The sequence below is a fragment of the Ensifer sp. ENS09 genome, assembly GCF_014852425.1.
GTDB lineage: Bacteria > Pseudomonadota > Alphaproteobacteria > Rhizobiales > Rhizobiaceae > Ensifer.
Window position 1 is genome coordinate 306,869 of sequence record NZ_JACVBP010000004.1, and the last position, 20,001, is coordinate 326,869.

The 20,001-nt window shown below is 64.5% G+C and carries 19 protein-coding genes; 8 read left to right on the plus strand and 11 right to left on the minus strand.

Annotation, left to right across the window (positions count from 1 at the left end):
* Window positions 1-15 precede the first annotated feature (15 nt).
* Window positions 16-615 (plus strand): dihydrofolate reductase family protein, encoded by a 600-nt coding sequence (locus IB267_RS21800; protein WP_192449540.1) that lies wholly within the window; start codon window positions 16-18, stop codon window positions 613-615.
* Between the two features lie 38 nt (window positions 616-653).
* On the opposite strand, the gene IB267_RS21805 is transcribed toward IB267_RS21800, so the two are convergent.
* Window positions 654-1,712, minus strand: coding sequence for a D-TA family PLP-dependent enzyme (locus IB267_RS21805; protein ID WP_192449541.1), 1,059 nt, complete (start codon window positions 1,710-1,712; stop codon window positions 654-656).
* A 162-nt stretch (window positions 1,713-1,874) separates the two neighbouring features.
* On the opposite strand from IB267_RS21805, the gene IB267_RS21810 reads away from it, so the two are divergent.
* The 4 genes from IB267_RS21810 to IB267_RS21825 all read left to right on the plus strand — a co-directional run bounded on the left by IB267_RS21810 (window position 1,875) and on the right by IB267_RS21825 (window position 4,894).
* On the plus strand, window positions 1,875-2,714 hold the full coding sequence (locus IB267_RS21810; protein WP_192449542.1) for a transporter substrate-binding domain-containing protein: 840 nt from the start codon (window positions 1,875-1,877) through the stop codon (window positions 2,712-2,714).
* A gap of 65 nt (window positions 2,715-2,779) precedes the next feature.
* Window positions 2,780-3,442 (plus strand): amino acid ABC transporter permease, encoded by a 663-nt coding sequence (locus IB267_RS21815; RefSeq protein ID WP_043613628.1) that lies wholly within the window; start codon window positions 2,780-2,782, stop codon window positions 3,440-3,442.
* A gap of 5 nt (window positions 3,443-3,447) precedes the next feature.
* The gene (locus tag IB267_RS21820; RefSeq protein WP_043613630.1) at window positions 3,448-4,110 is read left to right on the plus strand and encodes an amino acid ABC transporter permease; all 663 of its coding nucleotides are present in this window, start codon (window positions 3,448-3,450) and stop codon (window positions 4,108-4,110) included.
* A 13-nt stretch (window positions 4,111-4,123) separates the two neighbouring features.
* Window positions 4,124-4,894, plus strand: a complete 771-nt coding sequence (locus IB267_RS21825) for an amino acid ABC transporter ATP-binding protein (RefSeq protein WP_192449543.1) — start codon at window positions 4,124-4,126, stop codon at window positions 4,892-4,894.
* Between the two features lie 66 nt (window positions 4,895-4,960).
* On the opposite strand, the gene IB267_RS21830 is transcribed toward IB267_RS21825, so the two are convergent.
* From IB267_RS21830 to IB267_RS21855, 6 genes are all read right to left on the minus strand, one after another.
* Window positions 4,961-6,046 (minus strand): ABC transporter ATP-binding protein, encoded by a 1,086-nt coding sequence (locus IB267_RS21830; RefSeq protein ID WP_192449544.1) that lies wholly within the window; start codon window positions 6,044-6,046, stop codon window positions 4,961-4,963.
* Window positions 6,043-6,978 carry a carbohydrate kinase family protein gene (locus IB267_RS21835; RefSeq protein ID WP_192449545.1) on the minus strand — a complete coding sequence of 312 codons (936 nt, stop codon included), beginning with the start codon at window positions 6,976-6,978 and terminating at the stop codon, window positions 6,043-6,045. Before IB267_RS21835 ends, IB267_RS21830 begins: the two co-directional genes overlap by 4 nt.
* Window positions 6,979-6,980: 2 nt before the next feature.
* The gene (locus IB267_RS21840) at window positions 6,981-8,006 is read right to left on the minus strand and encodes an SIS domain-containing protein (protein WP_192449546.1); all 1,026 of its coding nucleotides are present in this window, start codon (window positions 8,004-8,006) and stop codon (window positions 6,981-6,983) included.
* Window positions 8,003-8,848, minus strand: coding sequence for a carbohydrate ABC transporter permease (locus IB267_RS21845; RefSeq protein ID WP_192449547.1), 846 nt, complete (start codon window positions 8,846-8,848; stop codon window positions 8,003-8,005). Before IB267_RS21845 ends, IB267_RS21840 begins: the two co-directional genes overlap by 4 nt.
* Complete coding sequence (locus tag IB267_RS21850) at window positions 8,848-9,729, minus strand: carbohydrate ABC transporter permease (protein WP_192449548.1); 882 nt, start codon at window positions 9,727-9,729, stop codon at window positions 8,848-8,850. Before IB267_RS21850 ends, IB267_RS21845 begins: the two co-directional genes overlap by 1 nt.
* Window positions 9,730-9,902: 173 nt before the next feature.
* The gene (locus IB267_RS21855; protein WP_192449549.1) at window positions 9,903-11,141 is read right to left on the minus strand and encodes an extracellular solute-binding protein; all 1,239 of its coding nucleotides are present in this window, start codon (window positions 11,139-11,141) and stop codon (window positions 9,903-9,905) included.
* 231 nt (window positions 11,142-11,372) lie between these two features.
* On the opposite strand from IB267_RS21855, the gene IB267_RS21860 reads away from it, so the two are divergent.
* Entirely contained in the window at window positions 11,373-12,602 is a 1,230-nt protein-coding gene (locus tag IB267_RS21860) for an ROK family transcriptional regulator (RefSeq protein ID WP_192449550.1), read from the plus strand.
* A gap of 17 nt (window positions 12,603-12,619) precedes the next feature.
* On the opposite strand, the gene IB267_RS21865 is transcribed toward IB267_RS21860, so the two are convergent.
* Window positions 12,620-13,540 carry a LysR substrate-binding domain-containing protein gene (locus IB267_RS21865; protein WP_192449551.1) on the minus strand — a complete coding sequence of 307 codons (921 nt, stop codon included), beginning with the start codon at window positions 13,538-13,540 and terminating at the stop codon, window positions 12,620-12,622.
* Window positions 13,541-13,661: 121 nt separating this feature from the next.
* Between IB267_RS21865 and IB267_RS21870 the strand changes: the two genes are divergently transcribed.
* Window positions 13,662-14,531, plus strand: coding sequence for a pirin family protein (locus tag IB267_RS21870; protein WP_192449552.1), 870 nt, complete (start codon window positions 13,662-13,664; stop codon window positions 14,529-14,531).
* 165 nt (window positions 14,532-14,696) lie between these two features.
* Window positions 14,697-15,374 (plus strand): isochorismatase family protein, encoded by a 678-nt coding sequence (locus IB267_RS21875; protein ID WP_192449553.1) that lies wholly within the window; start codon window positions 14,697-14,699, stop codon window positions 15,372-15,374.
* Window positions 15,375-15,440: 66 nt separating this feature from the next.
* On the opposite strand, the gene IB267_RS21880 is transcribed toward IB267_RS21875, so the two are convergent.
* The 3 genes from IB267_RS21880 to IB267_RS21890 all read right to left on the minus strand — a co-directional run bounded on the left by IB267_RS21880 (window position 15,441) and on the right by IB267_RS21890 (window position 19,983).
* Window positions 15,441-16,694, minus strand: coding sequence for a Zn-dependent hydrolase (locus tag IB267_RS21880; protein WP_246810785.1), 1,254 nt, complete (start codon window positions 16,692-16,694; stop codon window positions 15,441-15,443).
* Entirely contained in the window at window positions 16,691-17,221 is a 531-nt protein-coding gene (locus IB267_RS21885) for an L-2-amino-thiazoline-4-carboxylic acid hydrolase (protein WP_192449554.1), read from the minus strand. The genes IB267_RS21880 and IB267_RS21885 overlap by 4 nt, the downstream gene beginning before the upstream one ends.
* A 206-nt stretch (window positions 17,222-17,427) precedes the next feature.
* The gene (locus IB267_RS21890) at window positions 17,428-19,983 is read right to left on the minus strand and encodes a fused MFS/spermidine synthase (RefSeq protein ID WP_192449555.1); all 2,556 of its coding nucleotides are present in this window, start codon (window positions 19,981-19,983) and stop codon (window positions 17,428-17,430) included.
* Between the last annotated feature and the right edge of the window lie 18 nt (window positions 19,984-20,001).

The window sequence follows — 20,001 nt, forward strand, 5'->3', positions numbered from 1 at the left end:
AAGAGGAGAAGGATCATGGCTAAGACGAGGGGCCGCCGTGTGGCGGCAAACCTGGCGCTCACGCTCGACGGGCGATACAACGGCCCCGGCGGTGCAGGCGATCTCTCCGCGATCGTGCCCTATGCGGTTACCGATGTCGCGCGCAACCATATGACGCGCATCTGGGAGACGGCGACGACGGCCTTGCTCGGCCGGCTGAACGCCGAAGGCTTCCTCGGTTACTGGCCGACGGTTGCCAGGGACGAGGCAGCCGATCCCCGCGATCGCGGCTATGCGAACTGGCTGGCCGGAGCGGAAAAGGTGGTGTTTTCACGAACGCTGACCGAAGCACCCTGGGAGCGCACGCGGATCGCCAACGGGCCTGTGGCGGATGTCGTTTCGGACCTCAAGGCGTCCGGAAAAGGCGACATCCTCGTCAACAGCAGCGCTAGCCTCATCAAATCGCTTCTTGCGGTCGACATGATCGATCGTCTCTATCTGCTGATCTGTCCCGAGATTGCTGGCGGCGGCGAGCGGCTGTTCGAAGACGGCCTGCCCGGCATGTCCTGGGCGGTTGCGCATCAGGAAACCGGCAAGCGTGGCGAGATCGCTCTCGTCTACGACCGCATTCGGTAACTACCGATAGTACCCGCTGTCGCGTCGCGGCTCTTTCGCTAGAGAACGTGGCCGCGCGCTACCACCGGCCACACATCCTTCAATTTGTCGCCTTCGACGATATGGATGGCGTCCACCATGTTGGTGACGACGCAGGCGTGGTTCGGCACGATCCTCAGCTGGTCGCCGACATTGAGCCCGATCGGTCCGTCGGTGACGAGGCGGCCGTGTTCCTCCGACAGCTGGTCGATGCGGATGTCGTCCCGGCCAAGCACGTGGCCGTAGCCGGTGAGGCCGAGCAGGTCCGAGGTCAGCACTTTGCTGCCGGCATCGATGATGGCGCGGTTTTCGGACGGAACGGATACGACGGTCGCCAGCACCGTCAGCGCGCACTCGTCCCAGCCGGCGACGCCACGCGAAACCAGCGAGCGGTCGTTGTAAATATAGGTGCCGGGGCGGTACTCGCTGGCAACGGGTGCGCCGTCCGCATGCATCATGCTCGGCGTGCCGCCGGAGGTAATCGCCGGCACGGCAATGTCGTCGGCTTCGATCAGCTGCTTCGCCTCGCTCATGAAAGCCTGGACCTTCGCCTGGCCGTTGACGGGCGGATAGGTCATCAGGCCGCCGAAGACGAGCCCCTTTGCCTCTTCGATCCGGTGGGCGAGTTTGGCGGCTTCCGCCGGGGAGCCGACGCCGCAGCGATCGGCGCCAGTGTTGCATTCGACGAACACGCGCAGCGGCTTGTCCTTGCCGGCGAAATAGCCAGCGAGCCCGTCGATGACCGTTTCGCTGTCTGCGACGACCGCGAGCGAAACGCGGTCATTGAGCCGCTCCAGCCGTGCCATCTTGGCGTCGCCGAGAATGTTGTAGGTGATCAGCACGTCCCTGATCCGCTCGCTGCCGGCAACCATTGCCTCCGCCTCGGTGACCTTCTGGCAGGTGATGCCGATGGCGCCGGCTTGAAGCTGAAGCTCGGCCATCTGCGGCAGCTTGTGCGTCTTGATGTGCGGGCGGACGCGAATGCCGTGCTCATCCGCATAGGCCTGAAAGCGCTCGATGTTGCGCTTGGCAATTTCAAGATCGACGAGAACGGCCGGGGTTTCGATCGGCAGGGGCATCGCGACTCAACTCCTCTTGGGCGGCGCAGGATCGGGGCGAAACTACCTCAACTGCCCTTGACAAGATATGACCGCGGGCCTTTGATACGTCAATCCATTATTCAAGATTATGATTCATAGTTATAGAATAATGGTCGGGAGACTAAAAAAGGGAGGAATGAAATGAGCAAGACCGTTTTTGCAGCGGCTGCCCTCGCAGTCATGGCTATGGCCGGTACGGCCGCGGCCCAGGAACCGGCGAGCAAGCTGGACGAAGTGATCGCGCGCGGCCATCTGGTCATGGGCACCGGCAGCACCAATGCGCCGTGGCATTTCAAGAGTGCCGACGACAAGCTGCAGGGCTTCGATGTCGACATGGGCCGCATCATCGCCAAGGCGCTCTTCGGCGATCCGGAAAAGATCGAGTTCGTCAACCAGTCGTCCGACGCACGCATTCCGAACATCACCACCAACAAGGTGGATATCACCTGCCAGTTCATGACGGTGACCGGTGAGCGCGCGCAGCAGATCGCCTTCACCATTCCCTACTATCGCGAGGGCGTGGGCCTGATGCTGAAGGCCGACGGCAAATATGCCGATTACGCCGCGCTCAAGGCCGCCGGCTCGTCCGTCACCGTATCCGTGCTGCAGAACGTCTATGCCGAGGCGATGGTGCATGCCGCCTTGCCGGAAGCGACGGTCGACCAGTACGAATCCGTCGACCTCATCTATCAGGCGCTGGAATCCGGACGCGCCGACACGGTCGCCACCGACCAGTCGTCGCTCGCCTGGTACATGACCCAGAACCCCAACCGCTACAAGGATGCCGGCTACGGCTGGAACCCGCAGACCTATGCCTGCGGCGTCAAGCGCGGCGACCAGGACTGGCTGAATTTCGTCAACACCGCACTGCACGAGGCGATGACTGGCGTCGAGTTCGACTTCTATGCGAAGTCGTACAAGACCTGGTTCGGCAAGGACCTTGCTCCGCCGCAGATCGGTTTCCCGGTCGAGTACAAGTAAGCCTCTCCGGGCGATCCCGCCGCCTGCGGGGTCGCTCTCCGTCCTTCGGCATGGGTGGCTGAAACATGGGCTATACTCTGAATTTTTCCGCGGTCTGGCGCTCCTTCGATCTTCTGCTCGAAGGGCTGGCACTCAGCCTCGGCCTCGCCTTCGCGGCGATCCTTGCGGGCTGCCTGATCGGCCTCGTCACGGCCTTCGGGCTGGTGTCGAAAAACCCGTTCCTGCGCAAGCCGGCCGGTCTCTACGTGACCGTCATCCGCAACACGCCGATCCTGGTTCTGGTGCTGTTCAGCTACTTCGCCTTGCCGCAACTCGGCGTCAGGCTCGGCAAGATCGAGAGCTTCGTGCTGACGCTGGCGATCTATTCCGGCGCCTATCTCGCTGAAGTTTTTCGCGGCGGGCTGCTCTCGGTTCCGCCGGGGCAGCGCGAGGCGGGGCTGGCGATCGGGCTTACGGAAATGCAGATCCGCACCTCGATCATCCTGCCCTTGATGCTGCGCAACGTGCTGCCCTCGCTCAGCAGCACGATGATCTCGCTGTTCAAGGATACCTCGCTTGCCGCCGCGATCGCCGTTCCTGAACTCACCTTCGAGGCGCGCAAGATCAACGTCGAGACCTTTCGGGTGATCGAGACCTGGATCGTTGCGAGCTGCCTCTATGTCGCCACCTGCTCGGTATTGGCCGCCTTGATGCGCGCGGTCGAGCGCCGTCTCTCCGTGCCGAGGTGATTGCGATGGATTTTCCAGCATTTCTCGATCAGCTCTGGCTCGCCCGCATTCCCTTGCTGAAGGGGCTCGGCGTTTCGATCTCGATCTCCTTCCTGTCGATCGTCGTCGGAACGGTACTGGGCGTCTTCGTCGGCCTCGCGCTCACCTATGGCTACCGGCCGGTGCAGTGGATCGTGCGCGGCTATACGGATTTCATCCGGGGTACGCCGGTTCTCGTGCTCGTTCTTGCGAGCTACTATGTGCTCAGCACAGTCGGCATCGATCTCGGTCCCTTCCAGGCCGGCATCCTGGCGTTGTCGATCTTCTGCAGCTCCCATGTTGGCGAACTCGTCCGCGGCGCACTGCAGGCAATCCCGAAGGGGCAGACGGAGGCGGCGAAGGCCATCGGCCTGACATTTTCGCAGACCTTCGTCTACGTGCTCGGGCCGCAGGCGTTGCGGCAGGCGCTGCCGGCCTGGGTCAATACGGCGGCCGAGATGGTCAAGGCCTCGACGCTTCTGTCGATCATCGGCGTCGCCGAGCTTCTGCTTCGCACCCAGGAGCAGATCTCGCGCAGCTTCATGAGCCTCGAGTTCTACTTCTTCGCCGGCTTCCTCTATTTCGTCATCAACTACAGCATCGAGCGCTTCGGCCGTTACGTCGAACGCAAGACCGCTGTCCCATCCTGAGGCTTCGGCTCCGATGACCCAGATACTGCTTGAAATCCGCGATCTCCACAAACGCTACGGCGCCGTCGAAGTGCTGAAGGGCGTCGACTGCACCATGGCGCAAGGGGAGGTCATCTCCATCATCGGCTCCAGCGGCTCGGGCAAGACGACGATGCTGCGCTGTATCAACATGCTGGAGGAGTTCCAGGGCGGCTCGATCCGCATCGACGGCCAGGAGATCGGCTACGACACCGTGGGCGGCGTTCGCAAACGCAAGAAGGAAAAGGAAATTGCCCGCCAGCGGGCGATGACCGGCATGGCCTTCCAGCAGTTCAACCTCTTTCCGCATATGAGTGCCGCCAGAAACATCATGCTCGGCCTGATGAAGGTCCGCGGCATGGGCCGCGACGAGGCGCGGGCGGTTGCCGAGAAATGGCTGGACCGCGTCGGGCTGCTGTCGCGCATGGATCACTTTCCCGGCCAGCTCTCCGGCGGCCAGCAGCAGCGCGTGGCGATCGCCCGGGCGATCGCAATGAACCCGAAGCTGATGCTGTTTGACGAGGTGACCTCGGCGCTGGATCCGGAACTGGTCAACGAGGTGCTGCAAGTGATCAAGGGTCTCGCCGAAGACGGCATGAGCATGTTGCTCGTCACCCACGAAATGCGCTTTGCCTATGAGGTCTCGTCGCGGGTGATCTTCATGAACCAGGGGCGCATCGGTGAAGAGGGCAATCCGAAGGAAATGTTCGTGAAGCCGCAGACGGAGCGTCTGGCGGAGTTCCTGAAAAGCTCGTCCTTCAACTGATCCGCGTTTTATGATCGGGCCGGCCGCCGCAAGAGCGATGGCCGGCTCTCATTTTCCGCGAAAGGCTCAGCCTTTCGCGAGCGACCGGCCGCTTTGCGGATCGAAGAGATGCAGCGCATCGGCATCTATGGTGAAGGCGCGCTCGTCGCCGGCAAGCAGCGAACTGCGCGGCGGCAGGCAGGCGGTGATGCGCTGGTCGCCGATCCGCGCCGTGGTGACAAGTTCCGGGCCGGTCAGTTCAACCACCTCGACACGCGCCTTGAATTGCGGCGCAGCCTCGTCGCCGGAGGCCAGTCTTAGCGCTTCCGGACGGATGCCGACCTTGACGCGCTGACCATCGGAGACCAAGCCGCGAAATTGGGGCGGCAGGGCGATCGCCTGATCACCGCCGGCGATCGTCACCCGGCCGTGTGCAACGGTCGCGTCCAGGATGTTCATCGGCGGCGAACCGACGAAGCCGGCGACATAGAGCGTGGCGGGCCGATCATAGATCTCCTCCGGCGTGCCCAATTGCTCGATACGGCCGTCGCGCATGACGGCGATGCGGGTTGCAAGCGTCATCGCCTCGATCTGGTCGTGGGTGACATAGACGACGGTCGTCTTCAGCATCTGGTGGAGGCGCTTGAGCTCGGTGCGCATCTCCATGCGCAGCTTGGCGTCGAGGTTGGAGAGCGGCTCGTCGAAGAGGAAGACCTGCGGATTGCGCACCAGCGCCCGGCCGATGGCGACGCGCTGGCGCTGGCCGCCCGAGAGCTGGCTCGGTTTGCGCTCGAGCAGGTTTTCGATCTGCAGCAGTTTTGCGGTTTCCTTTACCGCCTTCTCGCGCTCGGCGACCGGAACCTTGCGCATCTCTAGGCCGAAACCGATGTTCCGCGCGACGCTCATGTTCGGGTAGAGCGCATAGGACTGGAACACCATGGCGATGTCGCGATCCTTCGGATGCGCGCCGAGAATGGAGCGGTCGCCGATGCGGATGTCACCGCCGGTCGGCTCCGCCAGTCCGGCGATGATGTTGAGAAGCGTGGACTTGCCGCAGCCGGACGAGCCCAGAAGGACCAGGAACTCGCCGCTTTCGAGCGCGATATCGATGCCCTTCAGCGTCTCGATCTCGCCATAGCGCTTGTGGATGTTCTCTATGGCAAGAGCGCTCATGCGCCGGTCTCCTGAAGGTAGGACGAAAGCGGGTGGCCGTAGCTGCGCGGCAGGGTGGAGATCGCCTCGGAGGCGATGGTGACGCCGGTGCGCAGGCAGGCTTCGAGCGGCATTTCGGCGGCAAGTGCCGCAAGGAAGCCGGCATTGAAGACGTCGCCGGCGCCGATCGTATCAACGACGGTGACGGCGGGTGCGGCCGCCGATGAAACGCGGCCTTCCGCGTCGATGGCGATCGCGCCGTGCGGTCCGCGCTTGACGACGACGATCGCGTCCTCGGGCATGTGTTTGCGGAGCTCGCGCGCCGCCTCGGTCGGGTCGGCGACACCCGTCAGGGTCGTCGTCTCGACCTCGTTGAAGAGCGCCAGCCGGCAGCGCTTCAGCCAGCCGATGGTCGCCGCGCAGTTCGCCTCGGTCCAACCATCGAGCGGCCAGCCGGTGTCGAGCGCCACTGCAATGTCGTGGGTCTCGGCCCAGTCGAAGAAGCGGTCATAGTCCGCGGTCAATGCGTCGGTCAGGAACGAGCCGGTCAGAAGCGCGTAACCACCGCGCAGCTTTTCGCCGTCGAGCATGGCACGGACTTCCTCGAAATTGAGGAGCGGCAGATGCCCGCGCGTTGTGAAAAAGGTGCGCTCGCCATCGGGATGGGTGATGCCGACCGAGAGCGTGGTTCCGACAGCCTCAACCGGCCAGGATCTCGACCGTTCGGGAAAGGCGTCTTTTAGCCAGGTTCCGAACTGGTCGTTGCCGACATTGGCGGCAATCGCATAGTCGACGCCGAGCGAATCCCAGGCAAGCGCGCTGTTGCCGGCGCAGCCGCCGACGCGCAGCTCGTCATGGTCGACGATGATTTCGGTTCCGGCCTTGGGCCAGGGGGCCGCCGGCCCGAGGATGAGGTCGACATTGGCGTTGCCGACCACGGCAAGAGGACGCATCGTTATTCGCTCCGGGTAATCTTGGTCGAGCGCACGGGGGTACCGGCATTCTCGACGCGGGACGCCGCAAAGGCGATCATGAAGGATTGGGCGACCGGCAGCATGGCAAAGATTGCCGCCAGGCCGGAAGCCGGCGCAAAGGGAATGGTTGTGACGCCTTCGATCGCCGTCTCGCCGGAAGCGTCGAAGACGACGACCGGCGAACCGGCTTCGGCGGCGGAGATCGCCATGGCGCGAACGAGCCCGGCGGTCGCATCCGCGCCACGGAAGAGAACGACGCCGACCGAAGGGCCGAGCATTTCCATTGGCCCATGTCGAAGCTGGCCGCCTTCGAGCGAGAAGCACGGCAGGCGCGAGAGTTCGGTGAGGCCGAGGCCGATCGCCTCGGCGAGACCCTGCAGACGACGGCCCGAAGTGACGACGGACCGGACGTCCGCCAGCGCCGCAAGCGCTGCGGACGTGTCCGGCGCTTGCGGATTTTCCAATGCGGAAAGCGCGGCGGCGGGATCGTCGCCAAGCGAAGCGAGGACGGCGAGATGCAGGGCGAAGCTGATGGTCAGGCTGCGGGTGGCGGCAAACGCTTTTTCAGTCCCGCCGACACCGACGAGCGACGGCGCGTTGCTAGCGAGGAAGGAGCCGCCCTCCAGCGTCAGCCCGAACGTGTGCGGCGTTCCGCCATTGGTCTCGCCGAACCAGCGCAGCACTTCGGCACTTTCACCGGACTGAGAAGTGATGAGGATCGTCTTGTCTTCAATTGACAGCGGCTGGCCGAGCTGCTCCGAGAGCGGCAGGGCAACGGCGTCGATGCCATGGGCGCGGTAGAGCGGTTCGACGGCGCGGCCGACGGCATGCGAGCCACCCATGCCAAGCAGGAGGAGTTTGCCGGTCGCCTTCAGCGAGCGGGCGATCTCCGCGGCGCGCGGCGCTGCGCCGCGGACCGAGGCGACGGCGTCGGCGGCCTGGCGCGCCATTTCACGATCGATTGCGATGAGCCCAGCGGGGCGTTCCGAAGTGGTCATAGCCGTCATCCCTTCACACCGCCGCTGGTAAGCCCGGAGATCAGGGCACGTTGCATGACGAGGCCGATCAGGACCGGGGGCAGGGCGGCCAGCACCCCGGCTGTGGCGATCAGCCCGTAATCGGAGACACGGCCGCCGGCGAGATCGGAAATGGCAACCGTAAGCGTCTTGGCGCGCAGGTCCGACGTGAAAAGCAGCGCGTAGAAGAATTCGTCCCAGGCGAGCAGGAAGGCAAAGAGCGCCGATGTCGCCATGACGGGTGCCGCGAGCGGCAGCGTGATGAGCCGCAGGATCTGGTCGAGGCGCGCGCCGTCGATCATCGCCGCACTCTCGATTTCCTTGGGGATGGAATCGAAGCCGGATTTCAAGAGCCAGGTGGTGAAGGGGGCGAGAATGGTGAGGTAGACGAGCGCCAGGCCGAACACCGAATTCAGAAGTCCGAGATAGGCAAGCCCCATATAGAGCGGCACTGCGAGCGCCACCGGCGGCAGCATGTAGGTGGCGATCACCGCATAGAGCGACCAGGAGACATTTGACGTGCGCGAAACCGCCCAGGCGGCCGGAATGGCAACCGCGATCGCTGCCAGCGTCGCCATGCCGGCGACCTTCAGGCTGTTGAAAAGCGAAGCGGTAAACGCCGCGCCTGCGCTGTTTTCGACCGTCGAAAGCAGCAGCCGGTAACGCGAAAGGTCGATCTCCTCCGGCCACCAGTTGAGCGGCTTCGCCGAGAGGTCGGCAGCCGACGAAATGCTCATGACGAAGAGCCAGAGGATCGGGGCGAGAATGATCGCCGCCAAGAGCAGTGCTGCCGCATAGACGAAGACGGTAAAGAGCGGGCTTTGGCGTTCCATCACGAGGCTCCTGCGGCTTTGCGCACCATGGCCGCGTAGGCGACGGCGAGCACGGTGACGAGCAGGGTGACGATCAGCGCCAACGAGGCGCCGGATCCCGCCCGCTGAAAGGAGAAGGCTTCCTGGTAGACCAGGATCGACAGGGTGCGGGTACTGTTGGCCGGTCCGCCACGCGTCATCACCCAGATGAGGTCGAAGACCTTGAAGGCCTCGATGGTGCGCAACACCAGCGCAACCAGCAGCGGGCCCGCCAGATAGGGCATGATGACGTAGCGGAACCGATTGAACGGCCCGGCGCCGTCGACGAGCGAGGCGGCGGTGATGTCGCGCGGTACGGCCTGAAGGGCGGCGAGCGCGATCAGCGCGACCAGCGGGAAGTTCTTCCAGCAGTCGGCGACGATCAGCGCCACCAGCGCCGAACCGGGTTCTCCGAGCCAGGAGCGGTAGCTGTCGATCAGCCCGATCTGGGTCAGGGCGGCATTGAGCGCGCCATATTCCGGATTGTAGATCAGCCGCCAGAGCGTGGCGTTGACGACGGTCGGCAGCGCCCAGGGCAGGATCATCAGGGCGCGGAGCGCCGTGCGGCCACGGAATTGCTGGTTGAGCAGCAGGGCCGCGAGCACGCCGAGCACCATTTCGGCGGTGACGGAGACGACCGCGAACCAGGTCGTCGTGATGAACGCACGCTGGAAATTCGAGCCACCAAGCATCTTGGCATAGTTGTCGAAGCCGACGAACGTGCCTTCCGTGCCGACGAGCTTGGCGTCGGTGAAGGAAAGCCTGACCGTGTCAATCAACGGCCAGCCGATGACGGCGATCATCACCGCCAGCAGTGGCAGCATGAGCAGCCATGCGCGCGTTGTTATCCAGGTGCCGGACATAGGATGGAAACCTTCTCGGGCCCAGGGAGCCCCGTCATGCTATCGCATATTGCCCCGGATCGTCATCGACCCAAGCGAATGATGCGCCAAATCAAAGTGTTGAAGCGTGGCGGTGCTGCCGCCAGTTCCCGCGGTCCCCGGGCGGTTTCCCGCCCGGGGCTTGGGAGGGCGGCTCAAAGGCCGCTGTTTTCGGCCGCCGTCTTCAGGGCGTCTTCGGCCGAAGCCTGGCCGAGAAGCGCTTCCTGGATCGCCTGTTGAAGGGCGGTCGAAAGTTCCTGGTATTTCGGGGTCGTCGGACGCGGATACATCGCCGCAAGGCCGAGCTTGGCAGCGCCGATCAGCTCTTCCTGGCCCTTGGTGACGCTGGCGTCCTCATAGGAAGAAGCCCAGATCGGAAGGCTGAGCTTGGCATAGGCGTTCTGCGTCTGCTGCGAGGTCATGTAGACGATGTACTTCCAGGCCTCGTCCGGGTTCTTGCTGGTCGAGGTGACGCCGAGGCCCATCGAGCCGTTGACGGCCGAGACTTCGCTCTTGCCGGCCACACCCGGTGCCGGCACGACGCCGACCTTGCCCGCGACCTTGCTTTCCTTCGGGTCGTTGGCGAGGTTGTACATGTAGGTCCAGTTGAGCGCGAAGGCGGCTTCGCCGTTCTGGAACACCTTGCGCACGTCCTCCTCCAGGAATTCCTTGGAGTTCGGATTGGTGAGCCCCGAGGTGTAGCTCGTCACCATGTAGTTGAGCGCATCGAGACCGCCGCCCGAGGTGAAGGCCGGCTTGCCGCCGTCGATGAACTTGCCGCCATAGGCGCTGACGAGGGTGGTATAGTCGCAGATCGCGGCTTCCGCCTGCGACCAGCTCCAGGCGATCGGGGTGGCGAGCAGGCCCTTGTCCTTGATGACCTTGGCCTGTTCGGCAAGCTCGTCCCAGGTCTTCGGCGGCGCCTTGATGCCGGCCTTCTCCAGGATTTCCTTGTTGTAGAACAGGTATTTGGTGTCGAGAATCCAAGGCATGCCGTAGCGCTTGCCGTCATATTCGACCGTCGTCCAGGCGCCGGGCAGAACGCCGGACTTCATGTCGTCGGTGATGCGGTCGGTGACGTCGACGAGCACCTTATTGGCTGCATATTCGGCCGGCCAGATCACGTCGAAGAGCACGACGTCGTAGCCGCCACCGGAACCCTGCGCCAGCACGGTCTTGTCGTGCAGGCCTTCGTAGGGAACGAATTCGAGATTGACCTTCACATCCGGGTTGGCTTTGGTGAAGGCCTCGGTCATGGCGCGCACATCCGCCTCGCTATAGGCGGCCTGGGCCATGAACAGTGCGTTGAGCGTCGTTTCCGCATGCGCGTGGCCAGCAAAGGAGACGCCGGCAAGGGTCGCGCAAAGCAGCGTCGTTCTTATGGATTTCAACATTCCTACCTCCCAATGACATAAGCGTTTCAGATTTCCCGGCATGCCATATGCGGCACCCCGCATGCGAGAAGTCCGCCTTTCGCGAAGCGGCCGTCGACATATCAATTGGAGCGCTCGCGGTGGTGTTGCCGCCGCTGTCGTTCCCCCGAAGCTCTTTTCGGCTTCTATTAAGTCAATTGTCTTGACTTATTTTTTGTTCAATATTCTAACAGTGTCAAGAGGGGTTTTTGGATGAACGATATGCGCCTGATCCGGGCGAAGAGCGGCACCAATCAGGAGGGGACGAGCGCGCATAACCGCCGCGTCATGATCGACGCGTTGCGGCTGAACGGTCAATTGTCCCGCGCTGACCTTGCCCGCGCGACGGCGCTGACCAAGCAGACCGTTTCCAACATCATCGAGGACCTGGAGCGAGACGGGCTGGTCGAGTCGCTGGAGGCCGTGCGCAATGGCCGCGGGCAGCCGTCCACGCCCTACCGGCTGGTTCCGGAAGGCGCGTTTGCGATCGGGTTACAGATCGACCGGCACGTGACGCGCACGATCGCGGTCGATCTTGTCGGCCGGGTGCTTGCCCGCGGCGAGGCCAACCTGTCGGCCGGCGGGCCGGCGACCGGGGTCAGAACTATCCTCGAGCTGATCGAAAAGACACGCCGCGACCTGACGGCGCTGGCGCCCCATTCGGAGGATCGTCTCGTCGGGCTTGGCGCCGCCATGCCCGGTCCGTTCGGTGTGGACGCCGATGCCGACGACCCCTGGATGATGGCCGCCTGGCAGAACTTTCCGTTGCTCGAAACGCTTGCCGCCGGCACCGGGCTCGATGTCGGCCTGCAGAACGACGCCGCTGCGGCCGCGACCGCCGAGCGGATGGTCGGGGCGGCGCATGGCGTCGATCACGCGATCTGCATTTACTTCGGCTACGGTCTCGGCGCGGGCCTGATCCTCAACGGCGAGCTTTATCGCGGCGCCAACGGCAATGCCGGCGAGATCGGCATGATCCTCAGCCTGCCGCGCGGGGCAAGCTCCGACGACCGCATGCCGCTCGAACACCGTGCCTCGATCGCGTCGCTGTGCAAGCTTCTCGACCTCGATCCGGCCGACCCTAACCTCTATGCGCGCATCGATGCCGTGGCCGCGAGCCCGGACCACAGCCTGCTTTGCTGGATCGACGCGGCCGCCTTCGAAATGCGCGCGGCTGTCCAGGCGCTGGAAACGATCTTCGACCCGCAAACGGTGATCCTCTGCGGTGGCCTGCCGCCGGGCCTTGCGCGCCTGTTGACCGACGCGATGATGCCGCTGCTTCCGTCGATCGCCGAGCGGCGGGACCGCAAACTTCCGAGGCTTCAGGTCGGCTTCACCGACCCCTGGGCGGTGGCGATCGGTGCTGCCGCCGAGCCGATCAGCCGGACCTTCGATCCGCGCTTTTCGGCGATCCTCAAGACCCGGGTCGCCGCCGTCGTCTGACCGCCGGCTTTCGGCGATCAGGTTCGGGGTTCGTCCAGACGGGCAAGTTCCGCAAATTCGGCGCCGAGAAAATCGAGCAGGGCGCGCACGGACGGCAGCAGGCCGCGCCGCGACGGGAAGGCCGCATGAATGATGCCGGCCTTCGGCGCCCAGTCGGGCAGAACGTCCACAAGCGTGCCGTCCTTCAGGTCCTGCCGCACGACCATGGTCGGCAATTGGCAGATGCCGACGCCGTTGAGCGCGGCGAGCCGCAGCGCCACCATATCCTCCGTCACTAGCCGCGGCCGGTGCCGGACGATCGCGGTTGCACCGTCGGGGCCGTCGAGCCGCCACTCGTGGCTCTGGCGATCGGGGTTCCAGGCAAGGCTCGGCAGGCCGCCGAGATCCGCCGGTGCTGGCGGGCTGGCCATGCCGGCAAGCAGCCTGGGGCTGGCGACCAGCCGTTGCTTGCTCTCGGCAAACCGTTTGACGACGAGATCGCTTTCCTCGAGCGGCGGGAAGCGCACGCGGATGGCGACGTCGATGCCCTCGCGCAGGACGTCGACGCGGCGATTGGTGCTTTCAAGCACGACCTCGACCTTCGGGCATTCGGCCATGAAGCGTGCGATCATCTCGCCCACCTGGAAGTAGACGACCGACGACGGGCAGCTGACGTGGACGACGCCCTGCGGTTCGGAACGGGTGCGGTCGATCATTTCCTGTGCGGCCTCGGCCTCCACCAGCATGGCCACGCAATGACGGTAATATTCGCGCCCGATCTCGGTAATGACGAAGTGGCGCGTCGAGCGCTGCACCAACCGCACCCCGAGGCGATCTTCGAGAAGGCCGATGCGACGGCTCAGGCGCGAGCGCGGCATGTTCAATTTGCGGGCCGCGGCGGCAAAGCCGTTCTGCTCGACGACGTCGACGAACAGCTTGAGATCGTTCAAATCCTGCATGGGCGTTTGTCCTGTTTTCAGGACACTATAGACCGATATGGCCGTCTACCGCCAGATTTGGTGCACGCATATCTTCCCTCCAACGCTCTCGCTGACATGACGAGGCCAAGGAGAAACAGCCATGAGAAAGATACTCGGCATCTTCGGGAATGTGCATCCGCATTGGGTTGGCGATGGCTTCCCGGTTCGTTCGCTGCTGGCGCGTGACCGCGCCGGCGATCATGCGAGCCCCTTCCTGCTGCTCGACTATGCTGGGCCGATGAATTTTGCGCCTAGTGTCACTCCGCGCGGCGTCGGTGTCCATCCGCACCGAGGCTTCGAGACCGTGACGATCGTCTACCAGGGCGAGGTCGACCACCGCGACTCCGCCGGCAATGGCGGCCATATCGGTCCGGGTGACGTACAATGGATGACGGCTGCGGGCGGCATCCTGCATGAGGAGTTCCATTCGGAGCGTTTCACCCGAGAAGGCGGCACGCTTGAAATGGTGCAGCTCTGGGTCAACCTTCCGGCCGCCCACAAGAGTGTCGACCCCGGCTACCAGACGCTGCTCGATCGCGACATTCCGACGGTCAGCCTGCCGGACGGTGCGGGATCGCTGAGGGTGATCGCCGGAAGCTACGCCGGAACACAGGGACCTGCGCGCACCTACACGCCGCTCAATCTCTGGGACCTGCGCCTGAAGCAGCAGGGCTCGTTCAGCCTTGACCCGCCCGAGGGCCACTCGCTCGGCCTGGCGGTCCTGCGCGGCAATGTGCTCGTCAACGGCAGCGATCTGGTCGGCGAGGCGCAGTTCGTGCTCTTCGGCCGCGACGGTGGCGGCATCACGCTCGACGCCAGTTCGGATGCGACTGCGCTCATCCTGACCGGCGAACCGATCGACGAACCGGTCGCCATGTACGGCCCCTTCGTCATGAACACCGAGCAGGAAATCAGGCAGGCGATGACGGACTTCCAGTCCGGTCGATTCGGCAAGATCGCGAGTGTTTAACCGCGCGAGACCGCATCGCGAACACGGAATGAACCACGACTGAACAGGAGACCGGGCGGTACCGCCCCTCAATCCCAACGCCGAAGCGCATGCGCTTCGGGGAACCCGAACGCATGCCTACTTCCCGAATGCAGCCATGCAATCAAGCCAACAAGGAGCAAGACCATGACACCTGCAAACTTCAACGGACAGCGCCCGGTTATCGATCCCGATGATGCGGTGATGCTTTTGATCGACCACCAGAGCGGCCTGTTCCAGACCGTCAACGACATGCCGATGCCGAAGCTTCGGGCCCATGCGGCAGCGCTTGCCAGCATGGCGACGCTGACGAAAATGCCGGTCATCACCACCGCCTCCGTGCCGCAGGGCCCGAACGGTCCGCTGATCCCGGAAATCCATGCCAATGCCCCGCATGCCAAATATGTCGCCCGCCGCGGCGAGATCAACGCCTGGGACAATCCGGACTTCGTCGCCGCCGTCAAGGAAACCGGCCGCAAGACCCTGATCATCGCCGGCACGATCACCAGCGTCTGCATGGCCTTCCCGGCGATCAGCGCCGTCCATGACGGCTACAAGGTCTTCGTCGTCGTCGACGCTTCGGGCACCTATTCGAAGATGGCTGAGGAGATCACCCTTGCCCGTGTCGTTCAGGCCGGCGTAGTGCCGATGGATACGGCAGCGGTCGCCTCCGAACTGCAGCGCACATGGCACCGCGACGACGCCCAGCAGTGGGCCGAGATCTACACCAAGATCTTCCCGGAATATCAGCTGCTGATCGAAAGCTACCTCAAGGCCCAGCAGGTCGAGAAGGACCAGGAAAAGCTGGACTCGCAGCGCGGCTAAGATCATCGCGAGAGCAAACGAAGCACCCACGGCAGACATTCTGCCGTGGGTGTTTTGTATTGATGATCAGCGGCGGTCGATTTCCAGGATGGTCTGGAACAGCACTTCGGCGCCGCGGGCGCATTCCTCAGGTGACGTGTATTCCGCCTCGTTGTGCGACAGCCCGTCCTTGGACGGCACGAAGATCATGGCGGTCGGGGTGATCGTCGCGATATGGGCCGCATCATGGCCGGCGCCGGAGACCATGTCGGTTGACGAATAGCCGAGCGCCTCCGTACTGGCGCGCACGGCGTTCACGATCGTCGGATCGAAAACGACCGGCGCCTTCGACCAGATGTGTTCCAAGGCGACGCAAGGGCCAGCCTTGCGGATAGCGTCTTCAAGAGCCGCCTGCATCTGGTCGAGCCCGGTCTCGGACGGATGGCGCATGTCGATCTGCAGCCGGACGGAACCCGGCACGACATTGCGCGAATTCGGGCCGACCTCGACGAAGCCGACGGTGCCGACGCCCGGCGGATTTTGGCGGGCGATGTCGCGGACGGCAAGGATGATCTCGGCCGCGGCCACGAGCGCATCGTCGCGCTGCGCCATCGGCGTGCTGCCCGCATGCGCCTCCGTGCCGGAGACGGCGACATCGAACCAGCGCAATCCCTGGATACCGGTGACGACGCCAATCTCGGTCGCCGACGCTTCGAGGAGCGGCCCCTGCTCGATATGGAGCTCGACATAGGCGGCAAAGGCAGACGGATCGATCTTTGCCCCGCCGCGATAGCCGATCGCATCGAGGGCCGCACCGACGGTTACGCCTTCGCGGTCGGTGCGCGCCTGGGCGTCATCGAGCGCCATCGCGCCGGCAAAGACGCCGGAACCCAGCATTGCCGGCGAGAAGCGGGAGCCTTCCTCGTTCGTCCAGTTGACGACCATGAGCGGATGGCGGAGCCGGGTGGCGCTTTCCTTGAGCGTGCGCAGGATTTCGACCCCGGCAAGCACGCCGAGAATACCGTCGAAGCGGCCGCCTTGCGGCTGGGTGTCGAGATGGCTGCCGACGGCGATCGCCGGCAGCGACATGTCCTCGCCTGCATAGGTCGCGAAGATGTTGCCGATGGCGTCGATTTCGACGGTGCAGCCGAGCGCTCGGCATTCGGCAACGTACCAATCGCGGACCTCGCGATCCTCCTCCGTCAACGTCAGTCGCGTGACGCCGCCCTTGTCCGACGCGCCGAAGCGCGCGGTCGAGACGATGTCGGCCCACAGCCGGTCGCCGTTGGTCGCCGGCGTGTTGATGCGGCTCGGTTCGCTGCGCATGGCTTCCGCGTTCATTTCGACTGCTCCGGCGCGTCCTTGTTGAGCCGGTAGCGGAAATCGCAATGGGAAGCGCCCTGCATCACCGTTTGGGTGCGCTCCAGCGTGATGCGCGGATCGTAGCCGGTGCAGAAGACGCCGTCGCGGTTGCAGGACAGCAGGTGTCCGATATGGCCGAGCCCCATCTCGCGATAGGTCTCGGCGTAGCGACAGCGCTTCACGTTGTAATGGAATTCGTCGTCCGTCGCTTTCGTCACCTCGATGACGAGGGCGTCGTCCTGGGTCCAGAGATCCTGCAGTTCCTGGAAGGTGCGCAGGTTGGTGCCGCCGGGGGTCTTTGCGGCAAAGGTCTGGCCGGCCTCGATCGCGGCCTTGGTGATTGCCTTGTCGAGGATCGCCTGGGCGCGTTCCTCGCCGATCTCCTCGCGCATCGCTTCATAGATCGGCGCGATGATGCCGGCCTCGATACGGCGGCGTGCGAGAATGCCGATCTCGCCGTCCATCGCCGCGCGTGAATCGGTGTTTTGTTTGTCCGTCTTGTCCATGCAATGCCTCCCTGTCTGCCTCAGGGCAGATCGACAGGGGAAAGGATACTACGCCGAACATGCCTCGGTGTTGCAAATCTGTGCCGGAGCTGTTTCTCCAGGTGCAAATTTTTTGCGTCAAATTGCCGTTGTGCAGGAATCGATCGCGAGCTTGTCGAAAAGCCACGAGCAGCAGGTGCGTGGAAGCGCGGGATTCTGCGGCGCGATCAGTGCTCGCTGCTTGAAACGAACCAGCGATAGTAGGGATTGTCCGGCTCAACGCGCATCAGCAATTCCATGTCGCGCGCCCACTCGTCGCGATAGCCGGCATAGGCGTTGAGCGAGGCCTGGTAGAACAGCATCAGCCGGTTGTGGGCATCCGTCACGGATTTGTCGAACGCCGGGTCCGCGCCGAGAAGCGGAGCCTTGCTGCGGAGGGCAACCAGGGCCGGCAGCGTGCGCTGCAACTCGTCGGGGCGAACCCAGCTTGCATATTCGATCCGCGGTTGGTCGTCGGTGACCGGCAGGGCCGAACCGGCATAGCGCTCCAACCCGGTGCGATCGGACATCCAGGTCGCGAGCAGGTCGGCCGGTCCGGAAATGCCGACGTCGCGAAGCGCTGCCGCAAGCGTCGGGTCGGAGAGCCGGGCGGCGATGCGGGAAGCGTCAAGTTCCTGCGGCTCGAGCGAGCCGATGAGCAGCATCTCGTGCAGTTCGGTCGACCAGAGTGTCGCATGCGGGAAACTGTCGAGGAAGCTGCGCACGAGCGCGCGGGTGTCCTCGTCGTTCTGAGTGGCGATCGGCAGCCATTGCGCGACCAGGCCGTTCGGCGCGAGGCGCGCGCGCGCCAGAGCGTAGAAGTCGGAAGAGTAGAGATTGACGACGCCGGCGGCGGATGGCGGCGGCGGTTCGAGTGTGATGAGGTCGTAGAGCTCCTGGCTGCGCATCAGTTCGCGCCGCCCGTCGGCGACACGCACGTCGAGGCGGCTATCGCCAGCCGCGTTGAAGTTGCCGGCAAAGAGCGCCGAGGCGCGGGCGACCGAGGGCAGGAGTTCGGCGGCAACGCGACGGTCGAGACCGGGATAAGCAAGCAGCGAGCCGGCTGTGATGCCGGTGCCAAGGCCGATGACGAGAGCCGATTTCGGTTCGCCCTTATGAATGACCAGTGGCAACAGCGCCTGCAGCCGCATGTAGCGCAGCGACGGCATGGCATCGCCGGTGTTGGAGACACCTTGGATATAGAGCCGGCGGAAGCGGCGGTCGGGCTGGCCCTGTTCGATGACGGCAACAGTGGCGCCGAGGCCTTCTTCATAGGATACGATCGTGCCGTTGCCGCGCGACAGGTTGAGCAGGTTCGCCAGCCGGTCCGACGGCACGACGAGGGCGATCACCACGGTGAGGACGCCGAGCGCCGGTGCGAGAAGCCGTCGGCTGGTCCAACCGCCTTGTCCGCGGCTGACGGCGACGAGGCCGATTGCGGCGGCGGCAACGGCGAGAACGGCAAAGCTCCGGACAATGCCGAGGGACGGGATCAGCACGAAGCCGGTCAGAAGCGTGCCGAAGATGCCGCCGAGCGTGTTGAGCGCCAGAACCCGGCCGGTGTCGCGACCGGCATGTTCCGGATCGACCGCGAGCCTGAGGGCGACCGGGAAGGCGGCGCCGAGGATCAGCGTCGGAACGAAGACGGTCGTCAGTGCGGCAACGAGGAATCGTGCACACATGCCGGTAAAGATGCTGCCGGTAAGGCCGGCGACGGCGGCATCGGCGCTGCTCTGCCGCGTTGTCAGCCAGGGGCCGAGCAACGCGAGCTCGGCAAGCGCAACTAGGCCGGCAAGCGTGATCAGCAAGCCGAAACTACTCCAGGGATCGGAGAGGCGCTCGCTCCGGCGCGCGAAAAGGGCGGCGCCGAGGGCAAGGCCAGCGAGATAGGTGGCAAGCACCACCGAAAAGGCGAAGGAGCGGGTGGAGATGAACTGAACGATCGCTTGCGACCAGGCGACTTCATAGCCAAGCGCGATACCGCCGGCGACCGCATAAAGGACAAGGGCCAGCCGCGAACCGCCGGCGCTACGCGTTTCCGCAGGCAACCTCCCTTGAACGGGTTCCCGGGCGGCTGGGGTGTTCAGGAAAAGTGCTACCGCTGCGGCGGCAAGGCCGAGCCCCGCGGCCGCGAGCCCGGTCGCCTGAACGCCGAGAGCGGGAATGAGAACGAAGGAGACCGCGAGGCACCCGGCGATGGCGCCGAGCGTATTGGCGGCATAGAGCCGGCCGCCTTTTGCGGCGACCCCGCCCGGAGCTGCGTTCAGCGCCCGCAGCAGCACCGGCAGGGTGCCGCCCATCAGGAAGGCGGGCGTGGCGATGATCAGGACCAGCAGGGCCCAGGCGGCCAGCGGGCTTGTGCCTTCGATCGCGACGAAGGCCGGCGCAATCCTGGAAAGGATGAAGGTAATGCCGGCGCCGAGCACGGCGACGCCGGTTTCGAGCAGGGCATAGAGGCGGAGCGGCTGTCGGGAACGGTCGCCAGCGCGGCCAAGGGCGAAGCTGCCGAGTGCAAGGCCGAGGAAGAAGGCGCTGACCCCGGTGCTGACTGCATAGACATCGACGCCGGTGACGAGCGAGAGCTGCTTGATCCAGAGAACCTGGAAGACCAGTGCGGCAGTGCCGGAGAGAAAGAGCATGAATGCCGCGACCGCCGGACCGACGCGTGTCCGCTCTGCCGCCACGGCATTTTCATTCGACGCCTCTATGGCAACCGTTCGAGGGGGCGGAATGGTCTTCGTCATTGCGGCACGCCATCTCTA

Coding starts and splice junctions, on each gene's coding strand:
- IB267_RS21835 (WP_192449545.1), bottom strand. CDS start 6,978: ATGCGTCCTCTTGCCGTGGTCGGCAACGCCAATGTCGACCTCATCCTC.
- IB267_RS21825 (WP_192449543.1), top strand. CDS start 4,124: ATGACCCAGATACTGCTTGAAATCCGCGATCTCCACAAACGCTACGGC.
- IB267_RS21845 (WP_192449547.1), bottom strand. CDS start 8,848: ATGGAACGCCAAAGCCCGCTCTTTACCGTCTTCGTCTATGCGGCAGCA.
- IB267_RS21840 (WP_192449546.1), bottom strand. CDS start 8,006: ATGACGGCTATGACCACTTCGGAACGCCCCGCTGGGCTCATCGCAATC.
- IB267_RS21875 (WP_192449553.1), top strand. CDS start 14,697: ATGACACCTGCAAACTTCAACGGACAGCGCCCGGTTATCGATCCCGAT.
- IB267_RS21805 (WP_192449541.1), bottom strand. CDS start 1,712: ATGCCCCTGCCGATCGAAACCCCGGCCGTTCTCGTCGATCTTGAAATT.
- IB267_RS21870 (WP_192449552.1), top strand. CDS start 13,662: ATGAGAAAGATACTCGGCATCTTCGGGAATGTGCATCCGCATTGGGTT.
- IB267_RS21880 (WP_246810785.1), bottom strand. CDS start 16,694: ATGAACGCGGAAGCCATGCGCAGCGAACCGAGCCGCATCAACACGCCG.
- IB267_RS21885 (WP_192449554.1), bottom strand. CDS start 17,221: ATGGACAAGACGGACAAACAAAACACCGATTCACGCGCGGCGATGGAC.
- IB267_RS21820 (WP_043613630.1), top strand. CDS start 3,448: ATGGATTTTCCAGCATTTCTCGATCAGCTCTGGCTCGCCCGCATTCCC.
- IB267_RS21860 (WP_192449550.1), top strand. CDS start 11,373: ATGAACGATATGCGCCTGATCCGGGCGAAGAGCGGCACCAATCAGGAG.
- IB267_RS21815 (WP_043613628.1), top strand. CDS start 2,780: ATGGGCTATACTCTGAATTTTTCCGCGGTCTGGCGCTCCTTCGATCTT.
- IB267_RS21800 (WP_192449540.1), top strand. CDS start 16: ATGGCTAAGACGAGGGGCCGCCGTGTGGCGGCAAACCTGGCGCTCACG.
- IB267_RS21830 (WP_192449544.1), bottom strand. CDS start 6,046: ATGAGCGCTCTTGCCATAGAGAACATCCACAAGCGCTATGGCGAGATC.
- IB267_RS21890 (WP_192449555.1), bottom strand. CDS start 19,983: ATGACGAAGACCATTCCGCCCCCTCGAACGGTTGCCATAGAGGCGTCG.
- IB267_RS21810 (WP_192449542.1), top strand. CDS start 1,875: ATGAGCAAGACCGTTTTTGCAGCGGCTGCCCTCGCAGTCATGGCTATG.
- IB267_RS21850 (WP_192449548.1), bottom strand. CDS start 9,729: ATGTCCGGCACCTGGATAACAACGCGCGCATGGCTGCTCATGCTGCCA.
- IB267_RS21865 (WP_192449551.1), bottom strand. CDS start 13,540: ATGCAGGATTTGAACGATCTCAAGCTGTTCGTCGACGTCGTCGAGCAG.
- IB267_RS21855 (WP_192449549.1), bottom strand. CDS start 11,141: ATGTTGAAATCCATAAGAACGACGCTGCTTTGCGCGACCCTTGCCGGC.